At 33.9% G+C, this 22,371-nt stretch carries 29 protein-coding genes; 24 read left to right on the top strand and 5 right to left on the bottom strand.

All coding sequences use genetic code 11. The features are described 5' to 3' along the window. The first annotated feature begins 36 nt into the window (after nucleotides 1-36). The 24 genes from A6I66_RS12960 (at nucleotide 37) to A6I66_RS12845 (ending at nucleotide 18,222) form a co-directional block, all read left to right on the top strand. On the top strand, nucleotides 37-1,164 hold the full coding sequence (locus tag A6I66_RS12960; RefSeq protein WP_067150035.1) for a WG repeat-containing protein: 1,128 nt from the start codon (nucleotides 37-39) through the stop codon (nucleotides 1,162-1,164). 269 nt (nucleotides 1,165-1,433) lie between these two features. After that, nucleotides 1,434-1,676, top strand: a complete 243-nt coding sequence (locus tag A6I66_RS12955) for an acyl carrier protein (protein ID WP_067150032.1) — start codon at nucleotides 1,434-1,436, stop codon at nucleotides 1,674-1,676. Between the two features lie 7 nt (nucleotides 1,677-1,683). Next, a complete protein-coding gene (locus tag A6I66_RS12950) occupies nucleotides 1,684-2,568 on the top strand; it encodes an LpxL/LpxP family acyltransferase (RefSeq protein WP_067150029.1) in 885 nt (294 codons plus the stop codon). Between the two features lie 6 nt (nucleotides 2,569-2,574). After that, entirely contained in the window at nucleotides 2,575-3,498 is a 924-nt protein-coding gene (locus A6I66_RS12945; RefSeq protein ID WP_067150026.1) for a hypothetical protein, read from the top strand. Nucleotides 3,499-3,511: 13 nt separating this feature from the next. Continuing rightward, nucleotides 3,512-4,645 carry a beta-ketoacyl-ACP synthase III gene (locus A6I66_RS12940; protein ID WP_067150023.1) on the top strand — a complete coding sequence of 378 codons (1,134 nt, stop codon included), beginning with the start codon at nucleotides 3,512-3,514 and terminating at the stop codon, nucleotides 4,643-4,645. A gap of 3 nt (nucleotides 4,646-4,648) precedes the next feature. Then, nucleotides 4,649-5,086, top strand: coding sequence for a hypothetical protein (locus A6I66_RS12935; RefSeq protein WP_067150021.1), 438 nt, complete (start codon nucleotides 4,649-4,651; stop codon nucleotides 5,084-5,086). Continuing rightward, nucleotides 5,079-5,534, top strand: coding sequence for an ABC transporter permease (locus A6I66_RS12930; protein ID WP_067150019.1), 456 nt, complete (start codon nucleotides 5,079-5,081; stop codon nucleotides 5,532-5,534). The genes A6I66_RS12935 and A6I66_RS12930 overlap by 8 nt, the downstream gene beginning before the upstream one ends. 10 nt (nucleotides 5,535-5,544) lie before the next feature. Then, nucleotides 5,545-5,952, top strand: a complete 408-nt coding sequence (locus A6I66_RS12925; RefSeq protein ID WP_067150017.1) for a hypothetical protein — start codon at nucleotides 5,545-5,547, stop codon at nucleotides 5,950-5,952. Then, nucleotides 5,942-6,937 carry a BtrH N-terminal domain-containing protein gene (locus A6I66_RS12920; protein ID WP_067150013.1) on the top strand — a complete coding sequence of 332 codons (996 nt, stop codon included), beginning with the start codon at nucleotides 5,942-5,944 and terminating at the stop codon, nucleotides 6,935-6,937. The genes A6I66_RS12925 and A6I66_RS12920 overlap by 11 nt, the downstream gene beginning before the upstream one ends. 1 nt (nucleotide 6,938) lies before the next feature. Then, the gene (locus tag A6I66_RS12915; protein WP_067150010.1) at nucleotides 6,939-7,682 is read left to right on the top strand and encodes an ABC transporter ATP-binding protein; all 744 of its coding nucleotides are present in this window, start codon (nucleotides 6,939-6,941) and stop codon (nucleotides 7,680-7,682) included. After that, entirely contained in the window at nucleotides 7,675-8,937 is a 1,263-nt protein-coding gene (locus A6I66_RS12910) for an ABC transporter permease (protein ID WP_067150007.1), read from the top strand. The genes A6I66_RS12915 and A6I66_RS12910 overlap by 8 nt, the downstream gene beginning before the upstream one ends. Next, nucleotides 8,915-9,361: an acyl-CoA thioesterase gene (locus tag A6I66_RS12905; RefSeq protein ID WP_082935954.1), complete on the top strand. Its 447-nt coding sequence runs from the start codon at nucleotides 8,915-8,917 to the stop codon at nucleotides 9,359-9,361. Before A6I66_RS12910 ends, A6I66_RS12905 begins: the two co-directional genes overlap by 23 nt. Nucleotides 9,362-9,380: 19 nt before the next feature. Continuing rightward, nucleotides 9,381-10,526 carry a beta-ketoacyl-[acyl-carrier-protein] synthase family protein gene (locus tag A6I66_RS12900; protein ID WP_067150002.1) on the top strand — a complete coding sequence of 382 codons (1,146 nt, stop codon included), beginning with the start codon at nucleotides 9,381-9,383 and terminating at the stop codon, nucleotides 10,524-10,526. A 3-nt stretch (nucleotides 10,527-10,529) separates the two neighbouring features. Beyond that, complete coding sequence (locus A6I66_RS12895; RefSeq protein WP_067149998.1) at nucleotides 10,530-11,591, top strand: methyltransferase; 1,062 nt, start codon at nucleotides 10,530-10,532, stop codon at nucleotides 11,589-11,591. Nucleotides 11,592-11,593: 2 nt separating this feature from the next. Continuing rightward, nucleotides 11,594-12,214 carry a 3-oxoacyl-ACP synthase gene (locus tag A6I66_RS12890; protein WP_157614208.1) on the top strand — a complete coding sequence of 207 codons (621 nt, stop codon included), beginning with the start codon at nucleotides 11,594-11,596 and terminating at the stop codon, nucleotides 12,212-12,214. Nucleotide 12,215: 1 nt separating this feature from the next. Beyond that, entirely contained in the window at nucleotides 12,216-12,473 is a 258-nt protein-coding gene (locus A6I66_RS12885) for a phosphopantetheine-binding protein (protein ID WP_067149992.1), read from the top strand. A 29-nt stretch (nucleotides 12,474-12,502) separates the two neighbouring features. After that, the gene (locus A6I66_RS12880) at nucleotides 12,503-13,705 is read left to right on the top strand and encodes a beta-ketoacyl-[acyl-carrier-protein] synthase family protein (RefSeq protein WP_067149989.1); all 1,203 of its coding nucleotides are present in this window, start codon (nucleotides 12,503-12,505) and stop codon (nucleotides 13,703-13,705) included. Between the two features lie 11 nt (nucleotides 13,706-13,716). Beyond that, entirely contained in the window at nucleotides 13,717-14,781 is a 1,065-nt protein-coding gene (locus tag A6I66_RS12875) for a beta-ketoacyl synthase N-terminal-like domain-containing protein (protein WP_067149986.1), read from the top strand. Then, nucleotides 14,775-15,551 carry a polysaccharide deacetylase family protein gene (locus A6I66_RS12870; RefSeq protein WP_067149983.1) on the top strand — a complete coding sequence of 259 codons (777 nt, stop codon included), beginning with the start codon at nucleotides 14,775-14,777 and terminating at the stop codon, nucleotides 15,549-15,551. Before A6I66_RS12875 ends, A6I66_RS12870 begins: the two co-directional genes overlap by 7 nt. After that, entirely contained in the window at nucleotides 15,544-16,161 is a 618-nt protein-coding gene (locus tag A6I66_RS12865; protein WP_067149980.1) for a LolA family protein, read from the top strand. Before A6I66_RS12870 ends, A6I66_RS12865 begins: the two co-directional genes overlap by 8 nt. Then, nucleotides 16,139-16,744 (top strand): hypothetical protein, encoded by a 606-nt coding sequence (locus A6I66_RS12860; RefSeq protein ID WP_067149977.1) that lies wholly within the window; start codon nucleotides 16,139-16,141, stop codon nucleotides 16,742-16,744. The genes A6I66_RS12865 and A6I66_RS12860 overlap by 23 nt, the downstream gene beginning before the upstream one ends. A gap of 16 nt (nucleotides 16,745-16,760) precedes the next feature. After that, nucleotides 16,761-17,354, top strand: a complete 594-nt coding sequence (locus A6I66_RS12855; protein WP_067149974.1) for an outer membrane beta-barrel protein — start codon at nucleotides 16,761-16,763, stop codon at nucleotides 17,352-17,354. A 3-nt stretch (nucleotides 17,355-17,357) separates the two neighbouring features. After that, the gene (locus tag A6I66_RS12850; protein ID WP_067149972.1) at nucleotides 17,358-17,723 is read left to right on the top strand and encodes a 3-hydroxyacyl-ACP dehydratase; all 366 of its coding nucleotides are present in this window, start codon (nucleotides 17,358-17,360) and stop codon (nucleotides 17,721-17,723) included. Nucleotides 17,724-17,727: 4 nt separating this feature from the next. After that, nucleotides 17,728-18,222: a hypothetical protein gene (locus A6I66_RS12845; protein ID WP_067149969.1), complete on the top strand. Its 495-nt coding sequence runs from the start codon at nucleotides 17,728-17,730 to the stop codon at nucleotides 18,220-18,222. 19 nt (nucleotides 18,223-18,241) lie between these two features. Here the strand turns inward: A6I66_RS12845 and A6I66_RS12840 are convergent, their stop codons facing one another. The 5 genes from A6I66_RS12840 to A6I66_RS12820 form a co-directional block, all read right to left on the bottom strand. Beyond that, nucleotides 18,242-19,183, bottom strand: coding sequence for an alpha/beta fold hydrolase (locus A6I66_RS12840; protein ID WP_067149966.1), 942 nt, complete (start codon nucleotides 19,181-19,183; stop codon nucleotides 18,242-18,244). A gap of 154 nt (nucleotides 19,184-19,337) precedes the next feature. Continuing rightward, nucleotides 19,338-20,000: a ribulose-phosphate 3-epimerase gene (rpe, locus tag A6I66_RS12835; RefSeq protein ID WP_067149963.1), complete on the bottom strand. Its 663-nt coding sequence runs from the start codon at nucleotides 19,998-20,000 to the stop codon at nucleotides 19,338-19,340. 54 nt (nucleotides 20,001-20,054) lie between these two features. Next, nucleotides 20,055-20,477, bottom strand: coding sequence for a BLUF domain-containing protein (locus tag A6I66_RS12830; protein WP_067149960.1), 423 nt, complete (start codon nucleotides 20,475-20,477; stop codon nucleotides 20,055-20,057). Nucleotides 20,478-20,511: 34 nt separating this feature from the next. Beyond that, nucleotides 20,512-21,186, bottom strand: a complete 675-nt coding sequence (locus A6I66_RS12825; protein WP_067149957.1) for an MAE_28990/MAE_18760 family HEPN-like nuclease — start codon at nucleotides 21,184-21,186, stop codon at nucleotides 20,512-20,514. 195 nt (nucleotides 21,187-21,381) lie between these two features. After that, a complete protein-coding gene (locus A6I66_RS12820; RefSeq protein ID WP_019387909.1) occupies nucleotides 21,382-22,245 on the bottom strand; it encodes a sigma-70 family RNA polymerase sigma factor in 864 nt (287 codons plus the stop codon). Between the last annotated feature and the right edge of the window lie 126 nt (nucleotides 22,246-22,371).

Below are 22,371 nucleotides of genomic sequence, written 5' to 3'. Positions count from 1 at the left end.
TAAATTTGAATCAATTAACATTAAAATAATTCAATTATGAAAACTAAAGTACTTTTGGGCGTTTTTCTAATCTGCACGCTTTTTGGTTACGCTCAAGAATTGGCTCTAGCCAGTTTAGGTAAGAAATCAGGATACATATCCAAAACAGGAAATTGGGCTATTGAAGCTAAATTTAAGGAAGCTAAAAGTTTTTCTGGCGATTTAGCTGAGGCTATGAACGATAATAAAGAATGGGGGTTTATTAATAGAAAAGGCGAATGGGTCATTCAACCACAATTCGAAAAAACCAAACCTTTTAATTCTGGATATGCTATAGTGTATAAGGATAAAACGTGGTTTTTTATTAATGATAAAGGTGAAAAAGCGCTTACAAACGTAGAAACCGATAAATTGTATGACTTTAGTGAGGGGATGGCTATTGTTAGAAATGGTGATAAAGTCGGATTTATAAATACCAATGGTGAAACCGTTGTCCCTACAAAGTTCGACAAAGTATTTGAATATGTTAACGGTTATGCTAAAGTGCAGATAGATGATAAGTGGGGCTTAATTGATAAAACAGGAGCTTACTTGGTGAAACCAGAATATGATGGGGTAAGCAATTACTATAACGGACATGTAGTTGCTAATAAAGGCGATGTTCATGGGTTAATTATTAAGGGCGATTTTAAAACGCTTGATGGCGTGGAAAAAATTTGGGATTTTTCACTTAATGAAGATTTAACCTTTGCTAAAAAAGACGATAAGGTTGGTTTTATTAACGGAGAAGGTGAGTGGGTTATAAAACCAGAATATGATAAAGTTCGGGCCTTTGTAAATGATTTGGCGCCGGTTTATGATGGTAAAAATTGGGGATGTATTAATAAAAGCGGAGAGGTAGTGGTACCTTTTGAATTTGATGATATGGAAATTTTTAGTACCGATGGCTTAGCGCCTGCTAAACCTAAAAAAGAATGGGGCTTTATAGATAAATCTGGTAAATTGGTAATCAAAGATCAATATGATATCTCAGCTTTTGGAATGAGTATGTTTCAAAAAAATAGTGTGAAAGGCTTTGTTGATGGCTTGGCGCGTGTAAAATTGAAGAAAAAGTGGGGCTTTATCGATAAAGAGGGTAATGTCTTAAATAATACTTGGTACGATAATTTAGAGCTTTTCAATTAATAAAGTTAATTAAATAGCTGTCTGAAAGTCCATAAAAAAGGTGTTTGTGGATTTTTAGATAGCTATTTCTTTTATTGGTAAAGGTGTTTTATGACTTTGTTCATTACAAAAAACACACATTCTTTCCGCTGTTTTTAACACGAAATCCTAGAGGGTACAATTAAATTCAATACACAAATCCTAAGATAAAAAAATGATGTACTTTTGTCAATCTCATTTTTAAGTTGACGCAGATAAGGCGTTAATTGTAGTAAATAATATGTTATAGAATGGATAGAGCCGTTATTGTTGAAAAAATAAACGACTTTCTTGTTGATGAATTTGAAGTGGATGAAAACGATTTGAGTCCCCGTGCTAACCTTAAAGATACTTTAGAGCTTGATAGTTTAGATTTTGTTGATCTGGTAGTAGCTATAGAAGCTAATTTCGGAGTAAAACTGAAAGGTGACGATTTTGAAGGGGTGTCCACTTTACAAGACTTCTATAACCTCATTGAAAATAAACTAAGCTAATTATTCTATGTTAAAAGAATGGCGAGGGCAGTCGAGAGGCACCGTTCTTGGGTATAAAATTTTTGTATTTTGTATTAAGAAATTAGGCTTAGGCGTTGCTTATTTTGTCTTGTATTTTGTGTCATCTTATTTTTTCTTTTTTGCTTGGGGAAACACCAAAGCGAATTACAATTACTTCAGGAAGCGACAACAGTTTTCTAGTTTAAAAAGTATCATAAGCATCTTTAGGAGTTATTATGTTTTTGGACAAACCATTATAGATAAAATTGCCATTCCTTCGGGGTTACGAGATAAATTTAGTTATCATTTTGACGGCGTAGAGCTTATTAATGAAACCTTAAGAAATAAAAAGGGAGGGATTCTAATTAGTGCTCATGTTGGAAATTTTGAAATAGCCGAATACTTTTTTGGCGAGCTAGAAGAGAAAGCAGCTATTAATATTCTAACTACCGATTCTGAGCATTCCGATATTAAAACGTATCTAGAATCTGTTACAGATAAACCTAATGTAAACCTCATTTATATTCAAGAAGATTTATCTCATATTTTCGAAATTAATGCTGCCCTAGCAAGAAATGAATTGGTCTGTATAACGGGCGATCGTTACGTTAAGGGAGCTAAATATTTATCAGAAATCTTTTTAAATGAAGAAGCAGCCTTTCCGGCAGGGCCTTTTTTAATATCTTCGCGCCTGCGCGTTCCTGTGTTGTTTGTTTATGTGATGAAAGAAACACGAACACATTATCATCTATATACAAGAAAAGCCGAATTTAAACAACGTGATGCCCAGGCTTTATTAAAAGAATATATAGAAAGCTTAAGTTGGATTTTAAACCAGTATCCTTTACAATGGTTTAACTATTTTTACTTTTGGAACACACACAAAAAATAGTTACAATTGAGAAATATTTTAGTTATACATTATTCCCAATCTGGGCAACTTACCGAAATCCTACAAAATATTGTAGCTCCCTTACAAAAGGATGATGCCATAACTGTCGATTTTCACAATATTAGAATGGAGCAGGATTTTCCATTTCCGTGGACTAAAGAAAAATTTATGGGGGTTTTTCCTGAATCTTTCCTTCAAGAACCCGCAAAAATACATCCCGTATCTCAAGATATTTTAAATAAAACCTACGATTTAATTATTCTAGGGTATCAAGTGTGGTACCTAACACCATCAATTCCAGTCAATTCTTTTCTTAAAAGTGCCGATGCCGAAAAACTACTAAAAAACACTCCGGTTATTACGGTTAGTGGTAGTCGAAATATGTGGATTATGGCTCAAGAAAAAGTAAAACGCGAACTTAAAGATTTGCAAGCCAAATTGGTAGGGAATATTGCGTTGGTAGATCGACATATTAATCATATAAGCGTCATAACCATTGTGCAGTGGATGTTCTCAGGGAAAAAAGAACGCTTCATGAAAATTTTTCCAAAGCCTGGGGTTTCCCAAACCGATATTGATGAAGCTTCTAAGTTTGGAGCGGTTATTTTGAATCACGTAAAGACCGATGATTATAGCATGTTACAAGAAAATCTTTTGAAAAAAGATGCTGTAAAAATCAAACCGTTCTTAGTCGTTACAGACCAAAGAGGTAACGCTATTTTTAGTAAATGGGCTAAGTTTTTAAAATCGAAAGGTGAAATAGATAACCCAAATCGTAAGTTTTGGATCAAAATATTCACGAAATATTTGTTAATTGCTATCTGGGTTATTGCTCCTATCGTTTTTATCTTATTTTTGCTTACTTATCTACCAAGTTTAGGGAGAATCAAGCGAGAGAAAGTCTATTACGAATCGGTAGAATTAAAATAGAAGACTTTAAAGTATGAAAGACGTTTACATTACTAGAATATCTAAGTTTTTACCAAATCATCCTGTAAGTAATGAGGAGATGGAGTCTAAATTGGGTATACTTAATGGTAAAGCTTCAAAAGGAAGACGTATAGTATTAAGAAATAATAAAATTACAACCAGATATTACGCTATAAATGAAAAAGGTGAGATGACGCATAATAATGCCGAGCTTACCAAAGAAGCCGTAGTCAATTTATGTGACTCCGATTTTAAATTAGAAAATATAGAGTTATTATCTTGTGGTACGACTAGTCCAGATCAGCTTATTCCATCGCATGCTTCTATGGTGCATGGGGCTTTAAAAAATGGAAATTTAGAAGTTAATTCGCCTTCTGGTGCTTGCTGTTCGGGTATGAATGCCTTAAAGTATGGCTTTATGTCTGTGAAATCTGAACAAACGAATAATGCTGTTTGTACAGGATCAGAACGATCTTCATCTTGGCTGATGTCTAGCACTTACGAAGAGGAAATTAATCATCTTAAATCTCTAGAAAGTGATCCGATTTTAGCTTTTGAAAAAGATTTTTTACGTTGGATGCTTTCCGATGGGGCTGGTGCTTTCTTATTAGAAAACGAGCCTAAAGGGAAACAGCCACTTAAAATTGAATGGATGGAAGGCTATTCATACGCCTTTGAAATGGAAACTTGTATGTATGCCGGTGGTGACAAACAAGAAGATGGTCGTCTAAAATCTTGGACCGATTACCCTTCAGCTGAATGGAGTAAAAAATCATTGTTTGCCGTTAAGCAAGACGTTAAACTATTAAGTGAAAACATTCTCGTGAAAGGTGTTGATAGTTTTAAAAAGCTACTGAAAAAACATGATTTAAAACCTAGTGAGATCGACTATTACTTACCACATATTTCATCTTATTACTTTAAAGAACGTTTATATCAAGAAATGGTAGGTCAAGGCGTGGAAATTCCTTGGGAAAACTGGTTCATGAATTTAAGCAAGGTTGGTAATGTTGGTGCCGGTTCTATTTATTTGATGTTAGAAGAATTAGTGGCTTCAGGAAAACTTAAAAAAGGCGATAAAATATTACTTTCGGTTCCAGAAAGTGCAAGATTTTCATTCGCTTACGCCTATTTAACTGTTTGTTAATATATGGAAAAGCTGCAATTACCACTTCAAAATATAGGACATTTGATTCCTCAAAAATGGCCGTTTGTTATGGTGGATACTTTACTTCAGTTTTCTGCTGAAGCTGTGGTGTCGAGCTTTAAAGTTTTAGAAGATAATATCTTTTTGGAAGAAGGCCAGTTGTTAGAAGCTGGGCTGATAGAAAATATGGCGCAAACCGTAGCCCTTCATACTGGGTATGATTATTTTCTAAAAGGCTCGGAAGCTCCAACAGGTTACATTGGAGCTGTAAAAAAAGCAGAAGTATATGCCTTACCCTGTCTAAATGATATAATAACAACAAAAGTGAATATCCTTCATGAGTTTAACGGAGTTACCATGGTGGCTGTCGAAGTGGTTAATGCCCTTGGAGAAAAGCTTGCTAACGCAGAAATGAAAACCGTAATTGCTACCGATGCGTAACATCCAATCCCTTGATATACAAAATTTTTTACCACATAGGGCACCATTTTTAATGGTGGATAAAGTGATTTCAATAGATGAAGAACATGTGTCTACTTCTTTTGAAATCAGAACAGATGATATTTTTGTTGTAAATGGCGAGTTTAGTGAAGTCGGTTTAATTGAAAACGCGGCGCAAACCTGCTCCTCTATTGTAGGTAAAAGTTATTTTGATGAAGATGATGTGGAAGGTAAAGGAGCAAAACTTATTGGTTTTATTAGCGCTATAAAAAGTATCAAAGTTACGGCCTGCCCAAAAGTAGGTGAAACGATTACGTCTAACGCACATTTACAGTCTAGATTTGATGCGGATAATTACAGTATTTGCACCCTGTCTTGCACGGTTTTATCCTCAAACAAAGAATTACTATCTTGTGTGTTAAATTTGTTTATTCAAAAACTAGAATAATAGTTTCAAGATGAAAAAACACGACGTCCCTCAAGATAAAAGTAATTTAGAGTCTACAAAGTCCAAAGAGTTGTGCTACGCTGTAAATGAAAAAGGCGAATACACGACCGCACATAGTTCGGGGTGGGAGCCTAAAACAATAGCCTTAGATAATGCGATAGCAGAGGTTAATGCCCGTATTGAAAATGCCAGACAAAACGTTATAAATAATAAAACGAGTCCGTTAGAGTACTATATGGAAGTTCATAAAATGGATATCCCTATTCTAGCAAGCTATGTAGGCATGTGGCAGTGGCGTGTAAAACGTCATTTTAAACCTAGAGTTTTTGCTAAGCTTTCCAATAAAATACTTCAAAAATATGCCGATGTTTTTGAAATTACTATCACAGAATTAAAAGAGATTAAGCATGGAGATTAATTTTACACACCACCAATCTGCACATTGCGAAAATGGTGTGGTATCCAACCTGATGAAGCATAATGGTTTTGATATTAGCGAGCCTATGGTGTTTGGTATTGGTTCTGGTTTGTTGTATTGCTATCTTCCTTTTTTAAAAGTAAATCATGCCCCAGCGATAACCTATAGAGCGATGCCTGGAGCGATTTTTAAGCGTTTTGCAAAACGTGTTGGTGTGAAAATTCAGCATGAGAAATTTAAAAATCCTGCCAAAGCCAAAGCACGCTTAGATGAGAATTTAGAAAATAATAATCCTGTTGGCTTGCAAGTAGGGGTGTATAACTTAGTTTATTTTCCTGATGAATATCGTTTTCATTTTAATGCTCATAATTTGGTGGTTTATGGTAAGGAAGGAGATAATTACCTGATTAGTGACCCTGTGATGGAAACGGTAACTACCTTAACCGATAAAGAACTGGAAAAAGTACGTTTTGCTAAAGGCGCATTGGCCCCTAAGGGACACATTTACTATCCGAAAGCATTTCCTGAGAAATTAGATTTAGAAAAAGCCATTGTTAAAGGGATAAAACATACTTGTAAAGACATGCTAGCACCAGTGCCAATTGTTGGTGTAAAGGGAATAAAAATGGTGGCGCGACTAATTAGAAAATGGCCTAAAAAGCATGGCGTAAGAAAGGCAAACCACTATCTTGGTCAAATCGTTAGAATGCAAGAAGAAATTGGTACAGGAGGCGGCGGTTTTCGTTATATTTTTGCAGCCTTTTTGCAAGAATCTAGTAAGATATTGAAAAATGAAAAGCTAGCAGAATTGTCGGAAGAAATGACCGTTATTGGTGATTTATGGCGTGATTTTGCTCTTGATGCTTCAAGAATATATAGAAACAGAAAGGCTAAATTAGATGCTTATAATGATGTGGCTTCGCAATTGGAAACAATTGCCGAGAAAGAACGTACATTTTTTAAGGCTTTAAGAAAAGCAGTATAGTATGATTAATATCGAACAAATTTCTAAAAAATATAAAATGGCCGAATCATATTCGGTTAAGGATTTAGATTTGTTTATTGCTGAAAATGAGATATTCGGACTCCTAGGCCCAAACGGAGCTGGGAAAACGACCTTAATTTCTATGCTGTGTTCGTTAATAAAACCTACCTCAGGATCGTTTACGATTAACGGCCTTACCTATAAAAAAAATAAAAATCAACTCAAACAACTTATTGGTATCGTACCACAAGAGTATGCTTTATACCCGACACTTACAGCTTTTGAAAACTTAAAATATTTTGGAAGTATGTATGGCTTAAAGGGAAAAGAGCTTGATCATCAGATTTATGAAAAATTAGATCAATTGGGACTTTTAGCTTTTGCTAATAAAAAAATTGAAACGTTTTCTGGAGGTATGAAAAGACGTGTTAACCTTATCGCTAGTATTTTACACGATCCAAAGGTTTTGTTTTTAGATGAGCCTACCGTAGGTGTTGATGTGCAATCTAAAAATGTTATTATCGATTTTCTTCAAAGTTTAAATGCTAAGGGAACGACTATTATTTACACATCACATCACCTAAATGAAGCTGAATTGTTCTGTACCCAAGTGGCCATTATAGATCAAGGAACACTTATCGTAAAAGGCAAGCCAAAAGCACTTATTGATAAGTTTGATAGCGCTAAAAATTTAGAGGATGTATTTTTAAGTTTAACCGGTAAAGGATTAAGGGATAGTGCATAAACTCTGGGCGTCTACATACAAGGAACTTTTGCTTTTAAGTCGTGATATTGGTGGTGTAGCCATACTATTCGTCATGCCAATGGTACTAATAATTACCGTAACACTAATTCAGGATAGTACATTTAAGACCATTGCCGATACGAACATTCCCATTCTATTGGTGAATAATGATAATGGTGAAGTCTCAAAAACTATTGAAAAAGGTCTGGAAACTGCCAATGCTTTTAAAATGGTTTTAGATAAAACGGAAGAAGAAGCGAAGGAGTTGGTTTATAAAGGTACCTATCAGTTGGCGATTGTTATTCCTGAAAATTTATCAGCCGATTTAGAGCGTAAAGTCAATCAAAATGTAAACAGCATTATTGCTAAAATAGGTTTAGAAGAAGCGACCACCGACACGGTAGCCATTCCGAATAAAGAGGTACGCTTATATTTCGATCCTGCAACACAGCAGTCTTTTAAAGCTTCAGTGAAAAACGGTATCGATAAAATGGTTTCAAAAATCGAAACAGAATCTATTTATAAGGCTTTTCAAAAGCAAATCACCGACGATCCTTCAGAGGTTATTTTCGAAACTGAAAACTTCATAACTTTCAAAGAAATTGTGGCAAAAAATGGCGATCAGGAAATATTGCCAAATTCTGTTCAGCACAACGTACCAGCGTGGACGCTTTTTGCTATTTTCTTCATTATAGTACCGCTTTCTATCAATATAGTTAAAGAAAAAAGTCAAGGAACTTTTGTGCGTTTGCGTACAAATCCGGTTTCTTATGCTACCGTTTTAGCAGGAAAAACATTGGTTTATCTTGTCGTATGCATTATTCAATTTGTTTTGATGTTGTTAGTAGGCTTATTCGTATTTCCCGAAATTGGATTACCAACTTTAGATGTGTCTGGCAGATTGCCTTTACTCTTACTTGTAACCGTTTTTACAGGTTTAGCCGCTATTGGTTTAGGTTTACTTTTAGGAACCATCGCTACAACTCAAGAACAATCAGCTCCTTTTGGAGCAACGTTAGTGGTTATCCTTGCGGCACTTGGCGGTGTATGGGTACCTGTTTTTATTATGCCTGAAATTATGCAGGTTTTATCAAATATTTCTCCTATGAATTGGGGATTAAATGCCTATCTTGATATCTTTTTAAGAAATACCAGTGTAGTTGAGATTTTGCCAGAGATAAGTCTGTTATTTTTGTTTTTTATCACAACCACATTAATTGCCATAGTTTATAATGAAAAGAAAAATGCCGTCTAAAAATAAAGAAATCGTACATACTAATCAGGTGAGGGTTCGTTTTGTTGAAACCGATCCGCTTGGCATTGTATGGCATGGAAATTACATTCAGTATTTTGAAGATGGCAGAGAATCATTCGGTAGAAAACATGGTATTTCATATTTAGATCAGAAACAACATGGTTTTGCCACGCCTATTGTAAAATCGAGTACCGAGCATAAAAGACCCTTAAAATATGGCGATATAGCCACTATTAAAACCATTTATGTGGATAGTCCCGCAGCAAAAATGATTTTTAGATATGAAATTTACAACCAAGAAGAACTCTTAGTTTGTACTGGCGAAACCACTCAGGTATTTGTTGATGATATTGGAAATGGCGAATTATCGCTTAATGTTCCAGAGTTTTTTATGAATTGGAAAAAACAAGTAGGACTAATATAACCCGATAATTATTTTACGATTGAGTAGTGTTTACCTTTCATATAATCATATACTAGCTCCCTTAGGGTTTTCAACCGATGAGGTGGTTAAAAATATAACTTCTGGTAAAACAGGATTAAAAGTTATTGATGACGAACAAGTTTTTCAAGAAACATTCTGTGGTGCTTTAATTGACAAGGTGCAACTAACATCGAGGTTTAATAAATTAAATTCGAGTAAAGCCTACACCCGTTTGGAACAGATGATGATTTCCTCTTTAACAGAGGTGATTGAAGCTGCAGGTATACCATTGGATGACCGCGTAGGACTCATAATTTCAACCACAAAAGGGAATGTAGATGTTCTAGAAGTAGATCAAGCTTTTGATAAAAGCCGAGCCTATTTAAGTGCTTTAGGCCGTGAAATTCGAACGTACTTCAATTTTGAAAACGAAGCCATTGTGGTTTCAAATGCCTGCGTTTCTGGAATTCTATCGGTAGCTATTGCTAAGCGTTATATCAATCACGGCATTTACGATCACGTTTTTATTGTAAGTGGCGATATTGTAAGTGCATTTACTTTGTCTGGTTTTCATTCCTTTCAAGCATTAAGTAAAACGCCTTGTAAGCCATATGACGCTAACAGGGTAGGTATAAATATAGGTGAAGTAGCTGCCTCAGCCTTGGTAACACGAAGTTCAAACCATCTTTCTGAAGATGCTGTTGAGGTTTTAAGTGAAGGATCGTGTAATGATGCCAATCATATTTCAGGACCATCTCGAACAGGAGAAGGTTTGTATAGAAGTATGCAATCGGCCTTCAAAGAAGCACAATTAAATGCCAACGCTATCGATTATATTTCTGCACATGGAACCGCAACGCCTTTTAACGACGAAATGGAAGCTATAGCCTTTAATCGTATGGGTTTAGGTGAAGTGCCACTTAATAGTTTAAAAGGTTATTTCGGTCATACACTAGGAGCTTCAGGGCTTGTAGAAACGATCGTTGGAATGCAGTCTTTAAAAAATGAAACCTTATATAAGTCTTTAGGCTTTGAATCCTTAGGGGTCTCAAAACCTTTAAACTTAATAGATAAAACAATTGAAAAGCCGTTACAGATATTTTTAAAAACAGCCTCTGGTTTTGGAGGGTGTAATACGGCTGTAATTTTTAAAAAAGTAAAATAAAATATGTCAAATCAAAGTATTAAAGCCATAGATGCTATTCAGGAAGCTCAAAAAATAGCTTTTGCACCTTTTGTATTTCAGGCCGTAGTGGCATTAAGAAAACTAGGTGTGTTTCAAGTTATCTTCGATCATAGAAGGAAAGGAGGAATCACTTTGGAAGCGCTTTCAGAAAAGCTGGGAATTAGTACTTACGGCATAGGCGTTTTACTTGAAATTGCAGAGTCATCTAGTATTGTAAACCGTAATGAAACCGATCATTACGAGATTACAACTACGGGATATTTTTTAGCATTTAACGAGACGGTTAATGTAAATATTAACTTTACAAATGAAGTGTGCTACAAAGGCTTGTTTCATCTAGACGAAGCCATTAAAACGGGTAAACCAGAAGGGCTAAAGGAGCTTGGTGACTGGAAAACGATTTACGAAGGCTTGTCGCAATTATCACCTTTACAACAGAAATCTTGGTTTGATTTTGATCATCATTATTCCGATGATATTTTTAGCGAAGCAATACATGTTTTATTTCAAAAAGAAAGAAAACACATTTTTGATATTGGTGCCAATACAGGTAAGTTCACTATGAAATGTTGCCAAAATAATGCTTCTGTAAACATCACCATGATTGATCTTCCTGGCCAGTTAAACAAAGCTTTAAAGAATGTTAAAGATGCGGGGTTTGAAAACCGAGTTAAGGGGCATGAAATAGATTGGTTATCTGATAACCCACAAATTCCAACAGGTGCCGATACCATATGGATGAGTCAGTTTTTAGATTGTTTTTCTAAAGAAGAAATTTATAAAGTTCTAAAAACTTGTGTGGACTCTATGGATGAGGATGCAGAACTTATTATCGTTGAAACATTTACCGATAGGCAAAAATTCGATAATGCAAAGTTTGTTTTGGAAGCAACGTCCATCTATTTTACAGCTTTAGCCAATGGTAATTCAAAAATGTATAAGGCTACTGAGTTTATGGATATTGCTAGTGCAGCAGGGTTAGATCTTCAAGAGGATTTGGCCATAGGAGAATATCATACTATGTTTACTTTTAATAAAAAATAAGCATGTCGCAGTCGTATAAAATAAAATCATATTGTCATATTAAAGCTCATGAAGTGTCTTTAAATGGGAAGGTGATTTATGCGAACGATTCAAATACATTTTCAGAATTTATAAAAGCCGCTTATAAATCTGAAAAAACAAAATATCCGAAGTTTTTTAAAATGGACAACCTCAGTAAATTGGCTTTTTTGGCTGCGGATGTTTTATTGAAAAATGAAAATTTCGATCCTGAAGTAGAACAAAATATAGCCTTAGTGTTCTCTAACAAATCGTCTAGTTTAGACACCGATAGAAAACACCAAGAAACCATTCAAGATCCATCAAATTATTACCCCAGTCCAGCGGTTTTTGTTTACACTTTACCCAATATTTGTATTGGAGAAGTAAGCATAAAATATAAGTTGAATTCCGAAAATAGTTTCTTTATCTTTGACAGCTTGAATGCCCGTCATTTAAAGATTTATTCAGATATTTTATTGTCTAATAAGAAAGCTGATGAGGTGCTTTGTGGATGGGTAGATTTTGAAGATGATTCCCATTATGAAGCCTTTTTATATTTGGTTTCTCTAGAAGGGAATACGGATCATAACGAACACGAAATTAATAAATTATACAATATTTAATATGGATGCTTTAAAGCAAGAATTGAAAGAGTTTATCATAGAACAATTAAATTTAGAGGATGTTAATGTTGAAGATATCGCGAATGACGATCCTCTTTTTGGAGATGGTTTAGGCTTAGATTCTATCGATGCTCTAGAACTTATTGTGATGTTAGATAAAAATTACGGTATTAAATTAACCGACCCAAAACAGGGAAGAGCTATTTTCGAATCTATCGATACCATGGCGGCTTACATCACCGAGCACAGAGCAAACTAATAACTCATATTTTTTTATCGAAGAGGTTTATGAGTAAAGGCGTTGCTATAACGGGAATGGGTATAATATCTGCCATTGGAAACAATGTGGCAGAAAATTTTCAGTCCTTAATAGAGGGTAAAAAAGGAATTTCTAGAATTTCTAAAATCCAAACCAATCATGTAAACGATATTATGGTTGGTGAAATCGCCTATACGAATGAAGACCTTGTTGAAATGTTAGGGTTAAATTCCGATAACAGTTTTACAAGAACCGCTTTATTAGGAGCTGTAGCTGCAAAAGAAGCGGTTGCTAACGCGGGAATAGATGATATAAACGCCTATAATACGGGTTTAATCTCTTCAACCAGTGTTGGTGGTATGGATATGACCGAGAAGTATTATTACGAATCCTTCGATAATAAAAGTGTTCAGAAATATATTGAAAGTCATCATGCAGGTGATTCTTCACAAAAAATAGCAGAACAATTAGGCATAGATAAAAGTCTAGTAACGACTATTAGTACGGCTTGTTCTTCTGCAGCAAATGCTATCATGTTAGGGGCGCGATTAATCAAATCGGGCGAACTAGATCGTGTTGTTGTTGGTGGCGCAGATTGCTTGTCGAAGTTTACCATTAATGGTTTTAAAACGCTAATGATTTTATCAGATACCTATAACACACCTTTCGATGACAATAGAAAAGGGCTAAACCTAGGTGAAGCTGCGGCTTATTTGGTTTTAGAATCTGATGAACTTGTAAAAAAAGACAATAAAAAGGTTCTTGCTTACGTAAAGGGTTATGGTAATGCTAATGATGCTTTTCATCAAACGGCTTCCTCCGATCATGGTGATGGCGCGACTTTAGCTATGGAAAAAGCCTTAAAGGTTGCCGATTTTAACCCTGATAATATTGACTACATCAATGCGCATGGTACGGCTACTGGAAATAATGATTTGTCTGAAGGAAGAGCTATTATTAGAGTTTTTGAAGATAAGGTACCTTGCTTTAGTTCAACGAAAGCCTATACCGGGCATACGCTTGCAGCTGCAGGTGCTATAGAGGCAGTTTTCTCTATTTTAGCTTTACAAAACAATGTGATTTATCCTAATTTGAATTTTAAGACTCAAATGAAGGAATTTGAAATTACCCCGCAATTAGAGCTGAAGCATAAGCCTTTAAATGCCGTGATGTCTAATTCTTTTGGTTTTGGTGGAAATTGTTCTACGGTCATTTTCTCTAAAACGCCATAAAAAAATACAATTTGAAACAGGTTTATATAAATAGCGTGGCATCCATTTCGGCTCAAAAAACTTTTGATAATGCCGAGTTTTTAAATGATTTTATCGATCATGAAGCTGTTGTATTTCCTGTTGTAAATCCCGATTATAAGGCATTTATTCCGCCTGCTGCCGCCAGACGTATGGCTAAAGGGATAAAAATGAGTATTGTGGCATCAAAAATAGCACTTCAAGAATCTGGCTTAGATCAAGTTGATGCGATCATTACCGGAACAGGGATGGGATGTCTTCGTGATTCTGAAAAATTTCTAAGTGCTCTTATTGATAACGACGAGCAATACCTTACTCCAACAGCCTTCATTCAATCAACACATAACACCGTTGGTGGTCAGGTGGCTTTAGAATTACAGTGCAAAGGTTATAATTTTACCTATGTACACGCTAGTAATTCTTTTGAATCTGCTTTATTAGATACCAAATTACTATTGTCCAATGAAGAAGAAAATAATATTCTTGTTGGTGGTGTAGATGAAATAGGGGAGCATACATTCAAGCTTCAAGAATTAGTTGGTCATGTTAAAAAAGAACCTGTAAAAGCTTCAGAGTTGTTTGAAAGTAATACCTCTGGTGCTGTATATGGTGAAGGGGCCAATTTTTTTGTGCTTTCAAATGAAAAACAAAACAACTCCTATGCTGAATTAGTAAGAGTGAAAATGTTTAATACTTTACCTAAAGATCAACTTACAGAAACTATTGAAACCTTTTTAGCTTCACATAATCTAAAAATTAGTGATATCGATTTAGTTATTTTAGGAGCTAACGGTGATGCTGATTACGACGACTACTATGATATTTTAAGTCAGGGAGTTTTTAAAGAAACACAGCAGGCTTATTACAAGCATATTTCAGGAGAGTTTAATACGGCTTCTTCATTCGGGTTTTGGTTGGCTGCTAAAACAATTCAATCTCAAATATTACCAGCCGTGGTAAAACGTAATGATTTAAAATCAACAGGATTTAAAACCGTTTTACTGTATAATCAATACCGTAATGAAAATCATAGTTTTACATTGCTTAAACAATGCTAAATTTTAAATCAGTAAATATAATAGCAGGCCTTACTAGCATGGGTTTGTTCATTCTATTTTTTATTGATGTCATTTCCCCACTTTATTTTGGTTTTAGTTTATTTTTTTGGTTTTTAATCACGGGTTTTGGTTCGGCTTTTATTGGGTGGAATTATTTTTTTAAATCCCTAAATGCGAATTATAACACTAAAAAAAAACAAATAGCCATCACCTTTGATGATGGTCCTAACGCCACGTTTACGCCTAAAGTATTACATCTTTTGAAGCAATATGATGCCAAAGCAACTTTTTTCTGCATTGGAAAACATGTAGAAGCCCATCCAGAAGTGTTTAAAACCCTTTTGTGTGAAGGCCATGTTGTTGGTAATCACACCTATTCTCATAGTAATTATTTTGGCTTTTTTGGAACACAAAGAGTTATTAATGAGCTTGAGAGTACTAATAGAATTATCGAAAAAATTTCAGGATTAAAAGTAAAGTTATATCGTCCAGCTTTTGGCGTAACTAATCCAAATATTAAAAAAGCTACTCACCAAATGGGCTTACATTCGGTGGGGTGGAGTAAACGTTCTTTGGATACTACAGGCCGTGATGAAAAAGCGGTTTTAAAACGCATTATAAATGATTTAAAACCAGGAGATGTTATTTTGCTACACGATACCAGTGAAAAAACAATACGGGTTTTGGAACAGTTATTGTTATTTTTGCGGCAACAGAAACTTTCAGCGGTAACCATCGATACCTTATTTGACATTAAAGCTTATGCGTAAAATTATATTTCTTATGTTTTTTGTGGTGTTATCGGCACAAGCACAGACTAAAATGACGGCAGCTGAGGCTTCTGACTTAAAAATGAAAGTAAAAACGCTTGCCAATAATGTTCAAACAATTTCTAGTGATTTTGTACAATTTAAGCACCTAGATTTTTTAGATAACGACATTAAATCGTCAGGCCATTTGACTTTTAAAGCGCCCGATTGGGTAAAGTGGGCTTATACCGCACCTTTTGAGTATGCTATTATATTTAAAGAAAGCAAGATTTTTATTAATGATGAAGGCCGTAAAAGTGATATTGATGTTGGTCGTAATAAATTGTTTAAACAATTAAATAATCTGATTATTAGTAGTGTAAAAGGGGATATGTTTGACGAGGATAAATTTCACATGGAATACTTTAAAACGGAAGATGGCAGCTTAGTGTATTTTAGTCCGAAAGATGAAAAACTAGCACAATTCATAAAGTCTTTTCACATCACGTTTAATGAACATGCCGATGTTATTGAAGTTAAAATGATAGAGCACTCTAATGATTACACGAAAATTATATTTTCTAATAAATCTTTAAACCAGCCCATTGATGAAGCGGTTTTTAACCATTAGTCTGATATGTATTTTTTCGGCCTGTGCTTCGTACTCAAAAAAGCAAGGCTTTACGGTTATTGATTCTGAAGACTCGATTATTAATCCTTATTTTTCCAACCTAGATAAAGATTATGTTTATAAAGCCCAGATAGAGGTTTATGATAAAGTTTTTGGCGGACTTTTTATTGTAAAAAAAATGGGTTCTGGAAGTCATAGAATCGTATTTACTACCGAAATGGGAAATAAGATCTTTGATTTTTCTTTTGAAAAAGAGGTGTTTAAAGTAAATTATATTTTAAAAGATCTCGACAAAAAAATACTTATTAATCTCTTAAAAAAGGATTTTAAAGTTTTAGTTACCGAAGATATTAGGAGTATGAAAGCTTATAATTCAGCTGAAGATACAGTACATCAAACCATTATTGACAACCAGGACTATTATTATTTTATAGGTGAAAAACTTCATAAAATTGTAAACGTAAAACACGGTAAGGAAAAAATAGTATTTGAATTTTATAAAATTGAAGATCATGTTTCAAAACACATCCTTATTGAACATTTAAATATTGAGTTTAAAATGACCCTCAAATCCATCAATTAACACCTTTTTATTTGTTATGAAAAAATGCATTCTTTTATTATGCTTTATTACCACAGTTAGTATATGTGAAGCACAACGACAAAAAACCTTCGGTTTTAGAGGCGGCACCCAATTTACCCAGGTTTCGAATGCTAATTTAGATACAAAAACTGGCTTCTATTTGGGACTTTTTGGAAATTTTAAATTATCAGAGTTTTATGCTTTACAACCCGAATTAGGTTATGCTCTTCATGGAGGAGAATCAGACCTTATGTCGGAAGCGAACATCGATTTACATTATATTTCTTTATCAGTAGCTAATAAGTTTTTTGTTAAAAATTCAGGTTTTCATTTTATAGTAGCACCAGGCTTGTATTTTGATACGGATGATACTTTAGTTGGATTAGCCAATAGAACGGAAGGAAATAACGTGTCGTTTATAGATGTTACGCTTGGATTAGGTGTGGGTTATGTTTTAAACAATGGACTCGGATTTGAAGCACGATATATACAGGGGGCGGTTGATGTTTTTTCAGGAACTTTTAATAGTTTTGAATCGGAGCAATTAGATTATGAAACGCAATTGAATTCCGGTATTCAATTGGGACTTTTTTATCAATTCAATTTTTAATAGATGCAATTAAAAGATTTTTATACGGTAAAAGACTTGTCGGTAGACGGACATTTAGCAACCGCGCAAATTACTATAAATAGTAAACACGATATTTTTAAAGGACATTTTCCAGGGAACCCTGTAACTCCTGGTGTTTGCATGATGCAAATTATAAAGGAATTGACAGAAAAAGTCGTAGAAAAGGATTTGTTTATGACAACTTCAAGCAATATAAAATTCATGGCTATTATTAATCCTGAGAAAACACCCGATTTAGTCTTAGAATTGGATATTTCTGAAACAGAAGAAGGGTATAGGGTTAAAAATACGACACGCTTTGATGAAACTATTGCTTTAAAATTATCAAGTAACTATAAAGTCATTTAATATTATGAAATTTCTATTAGCATTATTTTTTGGCGTATTCATTAGTGTGCAGACTGTTGATTTACAAAAAACACGAGAGGCTTATAAGCTAGCTGCTCAGGATGCTAATAAAGTAAATGCTTTTTTTAACGATTTACAGGGTGTTACTAAAAAAAATAGAAATGAATTGGTTGCCTACAAAGGGGCTTCAATAGCGCTTATGGCTAAAAGTGCTAAAACCATAAAAGAGAAAAAAGAAGGTTTTATGGAAGGCGTGAACCTTGTTGAATATGCCGTTGAAAAGGATACGAGTAATATTGAAGTACGCTTTATCCGTTTAAGCATTCAACAGAATGTACCTAAAATTTTAAAATATAATCAGGAAATAGAAAGCGACAAGGCTTTTGTAATTAAGCACTACAATGAGATTAAAAGTTCTCATTTAAAAATGCATATTGGTGACTATATCTCGAATTCTAAAAAATTTAGTGACGCCGATAAAGCTGCACTCGGATTATAAACTAAACACCTTATAAAGTCTAAGGATTTAGAAATTCAGTAATGGTTTTATTTACGATTTCGGACTGATCAATACTTAAAAAATGGCCGGCGTCCTTGATGACTTTCGTTGTACTATTTTCCAAGTTTTCTTTAGCTTTTTCAAGGGCTTCCTCAGAATTAATAACATCCTGATCGCCTATTAAAACAAGTACCGGGTTACTAATTGATTTTAACTCATCTTCCGAAAAAGGTTGCATTTGAAGTAAACTCGTATTTGATTTCGCATATTTATTGGCTAAATAAAACTGATTTTTATAAACTGAATTGATTTTATTAGGGTATTTTGAAAATACGTCTAAAGTCTTTTTAAATTGATTTTTACTTGGGAAAAGCTTTAAAAATAGTGCCTTTGATGTCTTTGCAGGCGCGTCTACATATTCAAAAGTTTGGGCAGGGCTTAATAATGCTATTTTATCGATACTATTATTCTCCTGTGTAGCTAATAAAGTAGCCATCCATCCACCTCGTGAGGCCGCAACAATATCAAAGTTTTTTAATTGGTAGTGGCTGAAAATACTTTGATACCATTCTACAATTTCTTCTTTAGATAAAGCTTCAGTAGTTAAAGTTGATTTCCCTGGCTCTATTAAAAAGTCTATAGCATAAATACGATGTGTTTTGGACAAAGCTTTAATGTTGGGGTACCACATGGTTGAGCTGGCATCCATACCGTGTAATAAAACTAACGCTTTGTTATTTTTTTTTCCAGAAATAATAACATGTGCCTTACCGTATTTTGTTTGAATGTCTTCTTCGGAATAAGGTGTGTCCCAAAGCTTTAAAGCTTGATTGTACGCTTTAATATAATTGTCTTGTTGCTTCTTCGATTGAAACACATAGCTATCAAACCCTGTATTTTTTTGTGTTCCACATCCAATTATAAATAATAAAAAGATTATTTTTTTTAAGTGTTTTGACATATAAGTTCTACTATGAAATGGGGTATAAATTGCCTTGAGACTTTACTTTTAGAAAGATAATACTTTGTTTTGAAATATTATTAAAAAGAAGGCCCCGAAAAAGTTTAAGTAAACCAATTCGGGGCTTTTTTATTATTTGTAATTTTAAGCTATTCTATGAATTAGCAATGGCTTTTAAATCTTTGATGGTTTCAATTTGTGTGCTGCTTTTAAAAACATAGCTTCCTGCAACTAAAACATCCGCGCCAGCATCTGTTAGTGCTTTTGCGTTTTTGTTGGTAACACCGCCATCAATTTCTATTAAGGTGTTAGCGCCTCTCGTAACGATTAATTCTTTCAGCTGTCTTACTTTTTTATAAGTGTTCTCGATAAAACTTTGTCCACCAAAACCAGGATTAACACTCATGATACAAACCAAATCAATATCTTGAATAACATCCTCTAAAACATTAACGTTTGTATGTGGGTTAAGAGCAACGCCAGCTTTCATGCCTTCTGCTTTAATAGCTTGTAGGGTTCTGTGTAAGTGCGTGCAAGCTTCGTAGTGTACGGTTAAAATATTACTACCCAATTCAGCAAAGGTTTTAATGTAGCGATCAGGATCAACAATCATTAAATGTACATCAATTGTTTTTTTTGCATGTTTAGAAATAGCTTGTAGAACAGGCATACCAAACGAGATGTTTGGTACAAAAACACCGTCCATAATGTCAATATGAAACCAATCGGCATCACTTTCATTAACCATTTCTATATCACGTTGAAGATTGGCAAAATCTGCCGCTAAAACCGAAGGAGCTATTAATTTAGAACTCATTAAACTGTTTATTTAAATTTCGACAAATTTAATGGTTTTGAGTTAGGTAAGAGATTAGTTTTCAATAAAATTTTCTACCATTCCTATAACTTCGTTGGCGAGTTTATTGTGTCCTAGTTTTAACCATTCTAGATACTCATAGAGGTTTTTAAGTTCTGTTTTGTCATCAATCACTGTAAAACCGAAATTATAATCTTCAAAAATGCGTCCTTCAATATTAGTGTTAATGACTTTAAAAATATTGCTATGGCGTGAATCTTTCTTTATGCGATCGAAAGTTTGATCGACTAATTCTTGAGAGCCTTCTAGAACCTGTAAAAAATTATGGTTTTTATACACCAATACACCTGTAATATGATTTTTAGAATTATTAGCCTTAGCTGCTGAATATAATTCATTTAGGTTGTTGATAGTAACATCTCTATTTGAATCGCTAATGTAACATATGGTTTTAAGCATGATTGTTTTTGGGGGCATTCAATTTATTGTTTATAAATATAGCGATATTGTTTTACTTCTTTCTTATATATTTTTCAATTGTCCTATGATAATTTTCATCCCATGTGGGTATATTATATTGGTCTTTCAATAGGTGAGAGATTTTGAAGTCAATCTCAATAGCATTATCTGTGGTTAAATCAATATATTTTTTCAAAGAACTAATTCTAACATATTTAGACTTACCCCCGTTATGAGCAATCTCTCCTCTCACTTTTATAAAGTTATCTATTTTTACACTTGAGCCTCCTATCCATAAAGTACTATAGTTTAATATACCCAAATGCCTTTTAAACAAAAGATTTAGCTTGTCAGAATTTGGAGTATGTAAACTTTCTGTATCATTAATAGCAAAACCTAGCCATAAGTTTCGCCATCCTTCATCTGCTAGTTCAATTGGGTATATGTTGTTTTTGTTTAGTTTTACCTTTTCACTGATGTTTTGTTTAATTGTTATGGGGAGATCTTTAGCTTGAATGTTTGAATTTAAAATGATATTAATTGATTCAAGAAGTAAATTTTCATTATACCTTTCCCATGCAGCGCATAACATCACAACTGCACTTCTAGTTAAAAAACCTAATTTCTTTCGACCTACTTTACCTTTTGATAAATGAAAATGAGTATCGGTTAAAGAATCAACATCTTCTAATAGTTCCAAAAAGTCTATATATGATTTTGATGGCATAAATGAAATTTGAGTGCTAATTTAAGAGTTTAAATTCCAGAATTGATGATAGATTTAGTCTGAATAGGATATTTTTAATAATTTTTTAAAAAATAAACCCCCGGTAATCAGCCGAGGGTTCTTTCATCAATCAAAAAACGAACAGTTATGAGTAACTGTTTGTTATGGTAATTTAGTCGTATTAATTATGAAATACTAACCTAAATACGTCTTTAAAATTTTACTTCTAGACGTGTGTTTTAATCGTCTAATGGCTTTTTCTTTAATCTGTCTAACACGTTCACGTGTTAAATCAAAAGTTTCACCAATTTCTTCTAGGGTCATTGGGTGTTGATTTCCTAAGCCGAAGTATAAACGAATAACGTCTGCTTCACGAGGAGTTAAGGTTTCTAAAGCACGCTCAATTTCAGTGCGTAAAGATTCATGTAACAACTCTTTATCAGGATTTGGAGATTCTCCACTATTTAATACATCATATAAGTTTGAATCTTCACCCTCAACTAAAGGCGCATCCATACTTACGTGACGGCCTGAGTTTTTCATGGACTCCTTAACATCATTAATAGTCATATCCAATTCTTTTGCAATTTCTTCAGCAGAAGGTGGACGTTCATGACTTTGCTCTAAAAAGGCAAATGTTTTGTTGATTTTATTAATGGATCCAATTTTATTTAAAGGTAAACGTACAATACGTGATTGTTCAGCTAAAGCTTGAAGAATCGATTGACGAATCCACCATACAGCATAAGAAATAAACTTAAAACCACGAGTTTCATCAAAACGTTGTGCCGCTTTAATTAAACCCAAGTTCCCTTCATTAATTAAATCTGGTAAAGTTAAACCTTGGTTTTGGTATTGTTTCGCTACCGATACAACAAAACGTAAATTAGCCTTTGTCAATTTTTCTAAAGCAATTTGATCTCCAGCTTTAATACGTTGTGCTAATTCTACTTCTTCATCGGCAGTAATTAAATCTACTTTACCAATTTCTTGTAAATATTTATCTAACGAAGCCGTTTCTCTATTAGTAACCTGCTTCGTAATTTTTAGCTGTCTCATTTAATATTCTCCTGTAATTTAATTTGTGAATAATAGGGCATTCAATAGTTATACGTAGGTATAAAAGATAATGTTACAAAAAAGTTTATCTTTTTTTCTGAAATTAATATTTGAGTGCTCTAAGAC

This window comes from Pseudotamlana agarivorans (assembly GCF_001642835.1).
Classification (GTDB): domain Bacteria; phylum Bacteroidota; class Bacteroidia; order Flavobacteriales; family Flavobacteriaceae; genus Pseudotamlana; species Pseudotamlana agarivorans.
This window is presented reverse-complemented; position numbering and strand designations above follow the sequence as displayed.

Excerpts from the sequence above, each read along its gene's own strand:
- A6I66_RS12960 (WP_067150035.1), top strand. The coding sequence starts at position 37 with ATGAAAACTAAAGTACTTTTGGGCGTTTTTCTAATCTGCACGCTTTTT.
- A6I66_RS12955 (WP_067150032.1), top strand. The coding sequence starts at position 1,434 with ATGGATAGAGCCGTTATTGTTGAAAAAATAAACGACTTTCTTGTTGAT.
- A6I66_RS12950 (WP_067150029.1), top strand. The coding sequence starts at position 1,684 with ATGTTAAAAGAATGGCGAGGGCAGTCGAGAGGCACCGTTCTTGGGTAT.
- A6I66_RS12940 (WP_067150023.1), top strand. The coding sequence starts at position 3,512 with ATGAAAGACGTTTACATTACTAGAATATCTAAGTTTTTACCAAATCAT.
- A6I66_RS12935 (WP_067150021.1), top strand. The coding sequence starts at position 4,649 with ATGGAAAAGCTGCAATTACCACTTCAAAATATAGGACATTTGATTCCT.
- A6I66_RS12930 (WP_067150019.1), top strand. The coding sequence starts at position 5,079 with ATGCGTAACATCCAATCCCTTGATATACAAAATTTTTTACCACATAGG.
- A6I66_RS12925 (WP_067150017.1), top strand. The coding sequence starts at position 5,545 with ATGAAAAAACACGACGTCCCTCAAGATAAAAGTAATTTAGAGTCTACA.
- A6I66_RS12920 (WP_067150013.1), top strand. The coding sequence starts at position 5,942 with ATGGAGATTAATTTTACACACCACCAATCTGCACATTGCGAAAATGGT.
- A6I66_RS12915 (WP_067150010.1), top strand. The coding sequence starts at position 6,939 with ATGATTAATATCGAACAAATTTCTAAAAAATATAAAATGGCCGAATCA.
- A6I66_RS12905 (WP_082935954.1), top strand. The coding sequence starts at position 8,915 with ATGAAAAGAAAAATGCCGTCTAAAAATAAAGAAATCGTACATACTAAT.
- A6I66_RS12895 (WP_067149998.1), top strand. The coding sequence starts at position 10,530 with ATGTCAAATCAAAGTATTAAAGCCATAGATGCTATTCAGGAAGCTCAA.
- A6I66_RS12890 (WP_157614208.1), top strand. The coding sequence starts at position 11,594 with ATGTCGCAGTCGTATAAAATAAAATCATATTGTCATATTAAAGCTCAT.
- A6I66_RS12885 (WP_067149992.1), top strand. The coding sequence starts at position 12,216 with ATGGATGCTTTAAAGCAAGAATTGAAAGAGTTTATCATAGAACAATTA.
- A6I66_RS12880 (WP_067149989.1), top strand. The coding sequence starts at position 12,503 with ATGAGTAAAGGCGTTGCTATAACGGGAATGGGTATAATATCTGCCATT.
- A6I66_RS12870 (WP_067149983.1), top strand. The coding sequence starts at position 14,775 with ATGCTAAATTTTAAATCAGTAAATATAATAGCAGGCCTTACTAGCATG.
- A6I66_RS12865 (WP_067149980.1), top strand. The coding sequence starts at position 15,544 with ATGCGTAAAATTATATTTCTTATGTTTTTTGTGGTGTTATCGGCACAA.
- A6I66_RS12860 (WP_067149977.1), top strand. The coding sequence starts at position 16,139 with ATGAAGCGGTTTTTAACCATTAGTCTGATATGTATTTTTTCGGCCTGT.
- A6I66_RS12855 (WP_067149974.1), top strand. The coding sequence starts at position 16,761 with ATGAAAAAATGCATTCTTTTATTATGCTTTATTACCACAGTTAGTATA.
- A6I66_RS12850 (WP_067149972.1), top strand. The coding sequence starts at position 17,358 with ATGCAATTAAAAGATTTTTATACGGTAAAAGACTTGTCGGTAGACGGA.
- A6I66_RS12845 (WP_067149969.1), top strand. The coding sequence starts at position 17,728 with ATGAAATTTCTATTAGCATTATTTTTTGGCGTATTCATTAGTGTGCAG.
- A6I66_RS12840 (WP_067149966.1), bottom strand. The coding sequence starts at position 19,183 with ATGTCAAAACACTTAAAAAAAATAATCTTTTTATTATTTATAATTGGA.
- rpe (WP_067149963.1), bottom strand. The coding sequence starts at position 20,000 with ATGAGTTCTAAATTAATAGCTCCTTCGGTTTTAGCGGCAGATTTTGCC.
- A6I66_RS12830 (WP_067149960.1), bottom strand. The coding sequence starts at position 20,477 with ATGCCCCCAAAAACAATCATGCTTAAAACCATATGTTACATTAGCGAT.
- A6I66_RS12825 (WP_067149957.1), bottom strand. The coding sequence starts at position 21,186 with ATGCCATCAAAATCATATATAGACTTTTTGGAACTATTAGAAGATGTT.
- A6I66_RS12820 (WP_019387909.1), bottom strand. The coding sequence starts at position 22,245 with ATGAGACAGCTAAAAATTACGAAGCAGGTTACTAATAGAGAAACGGCT.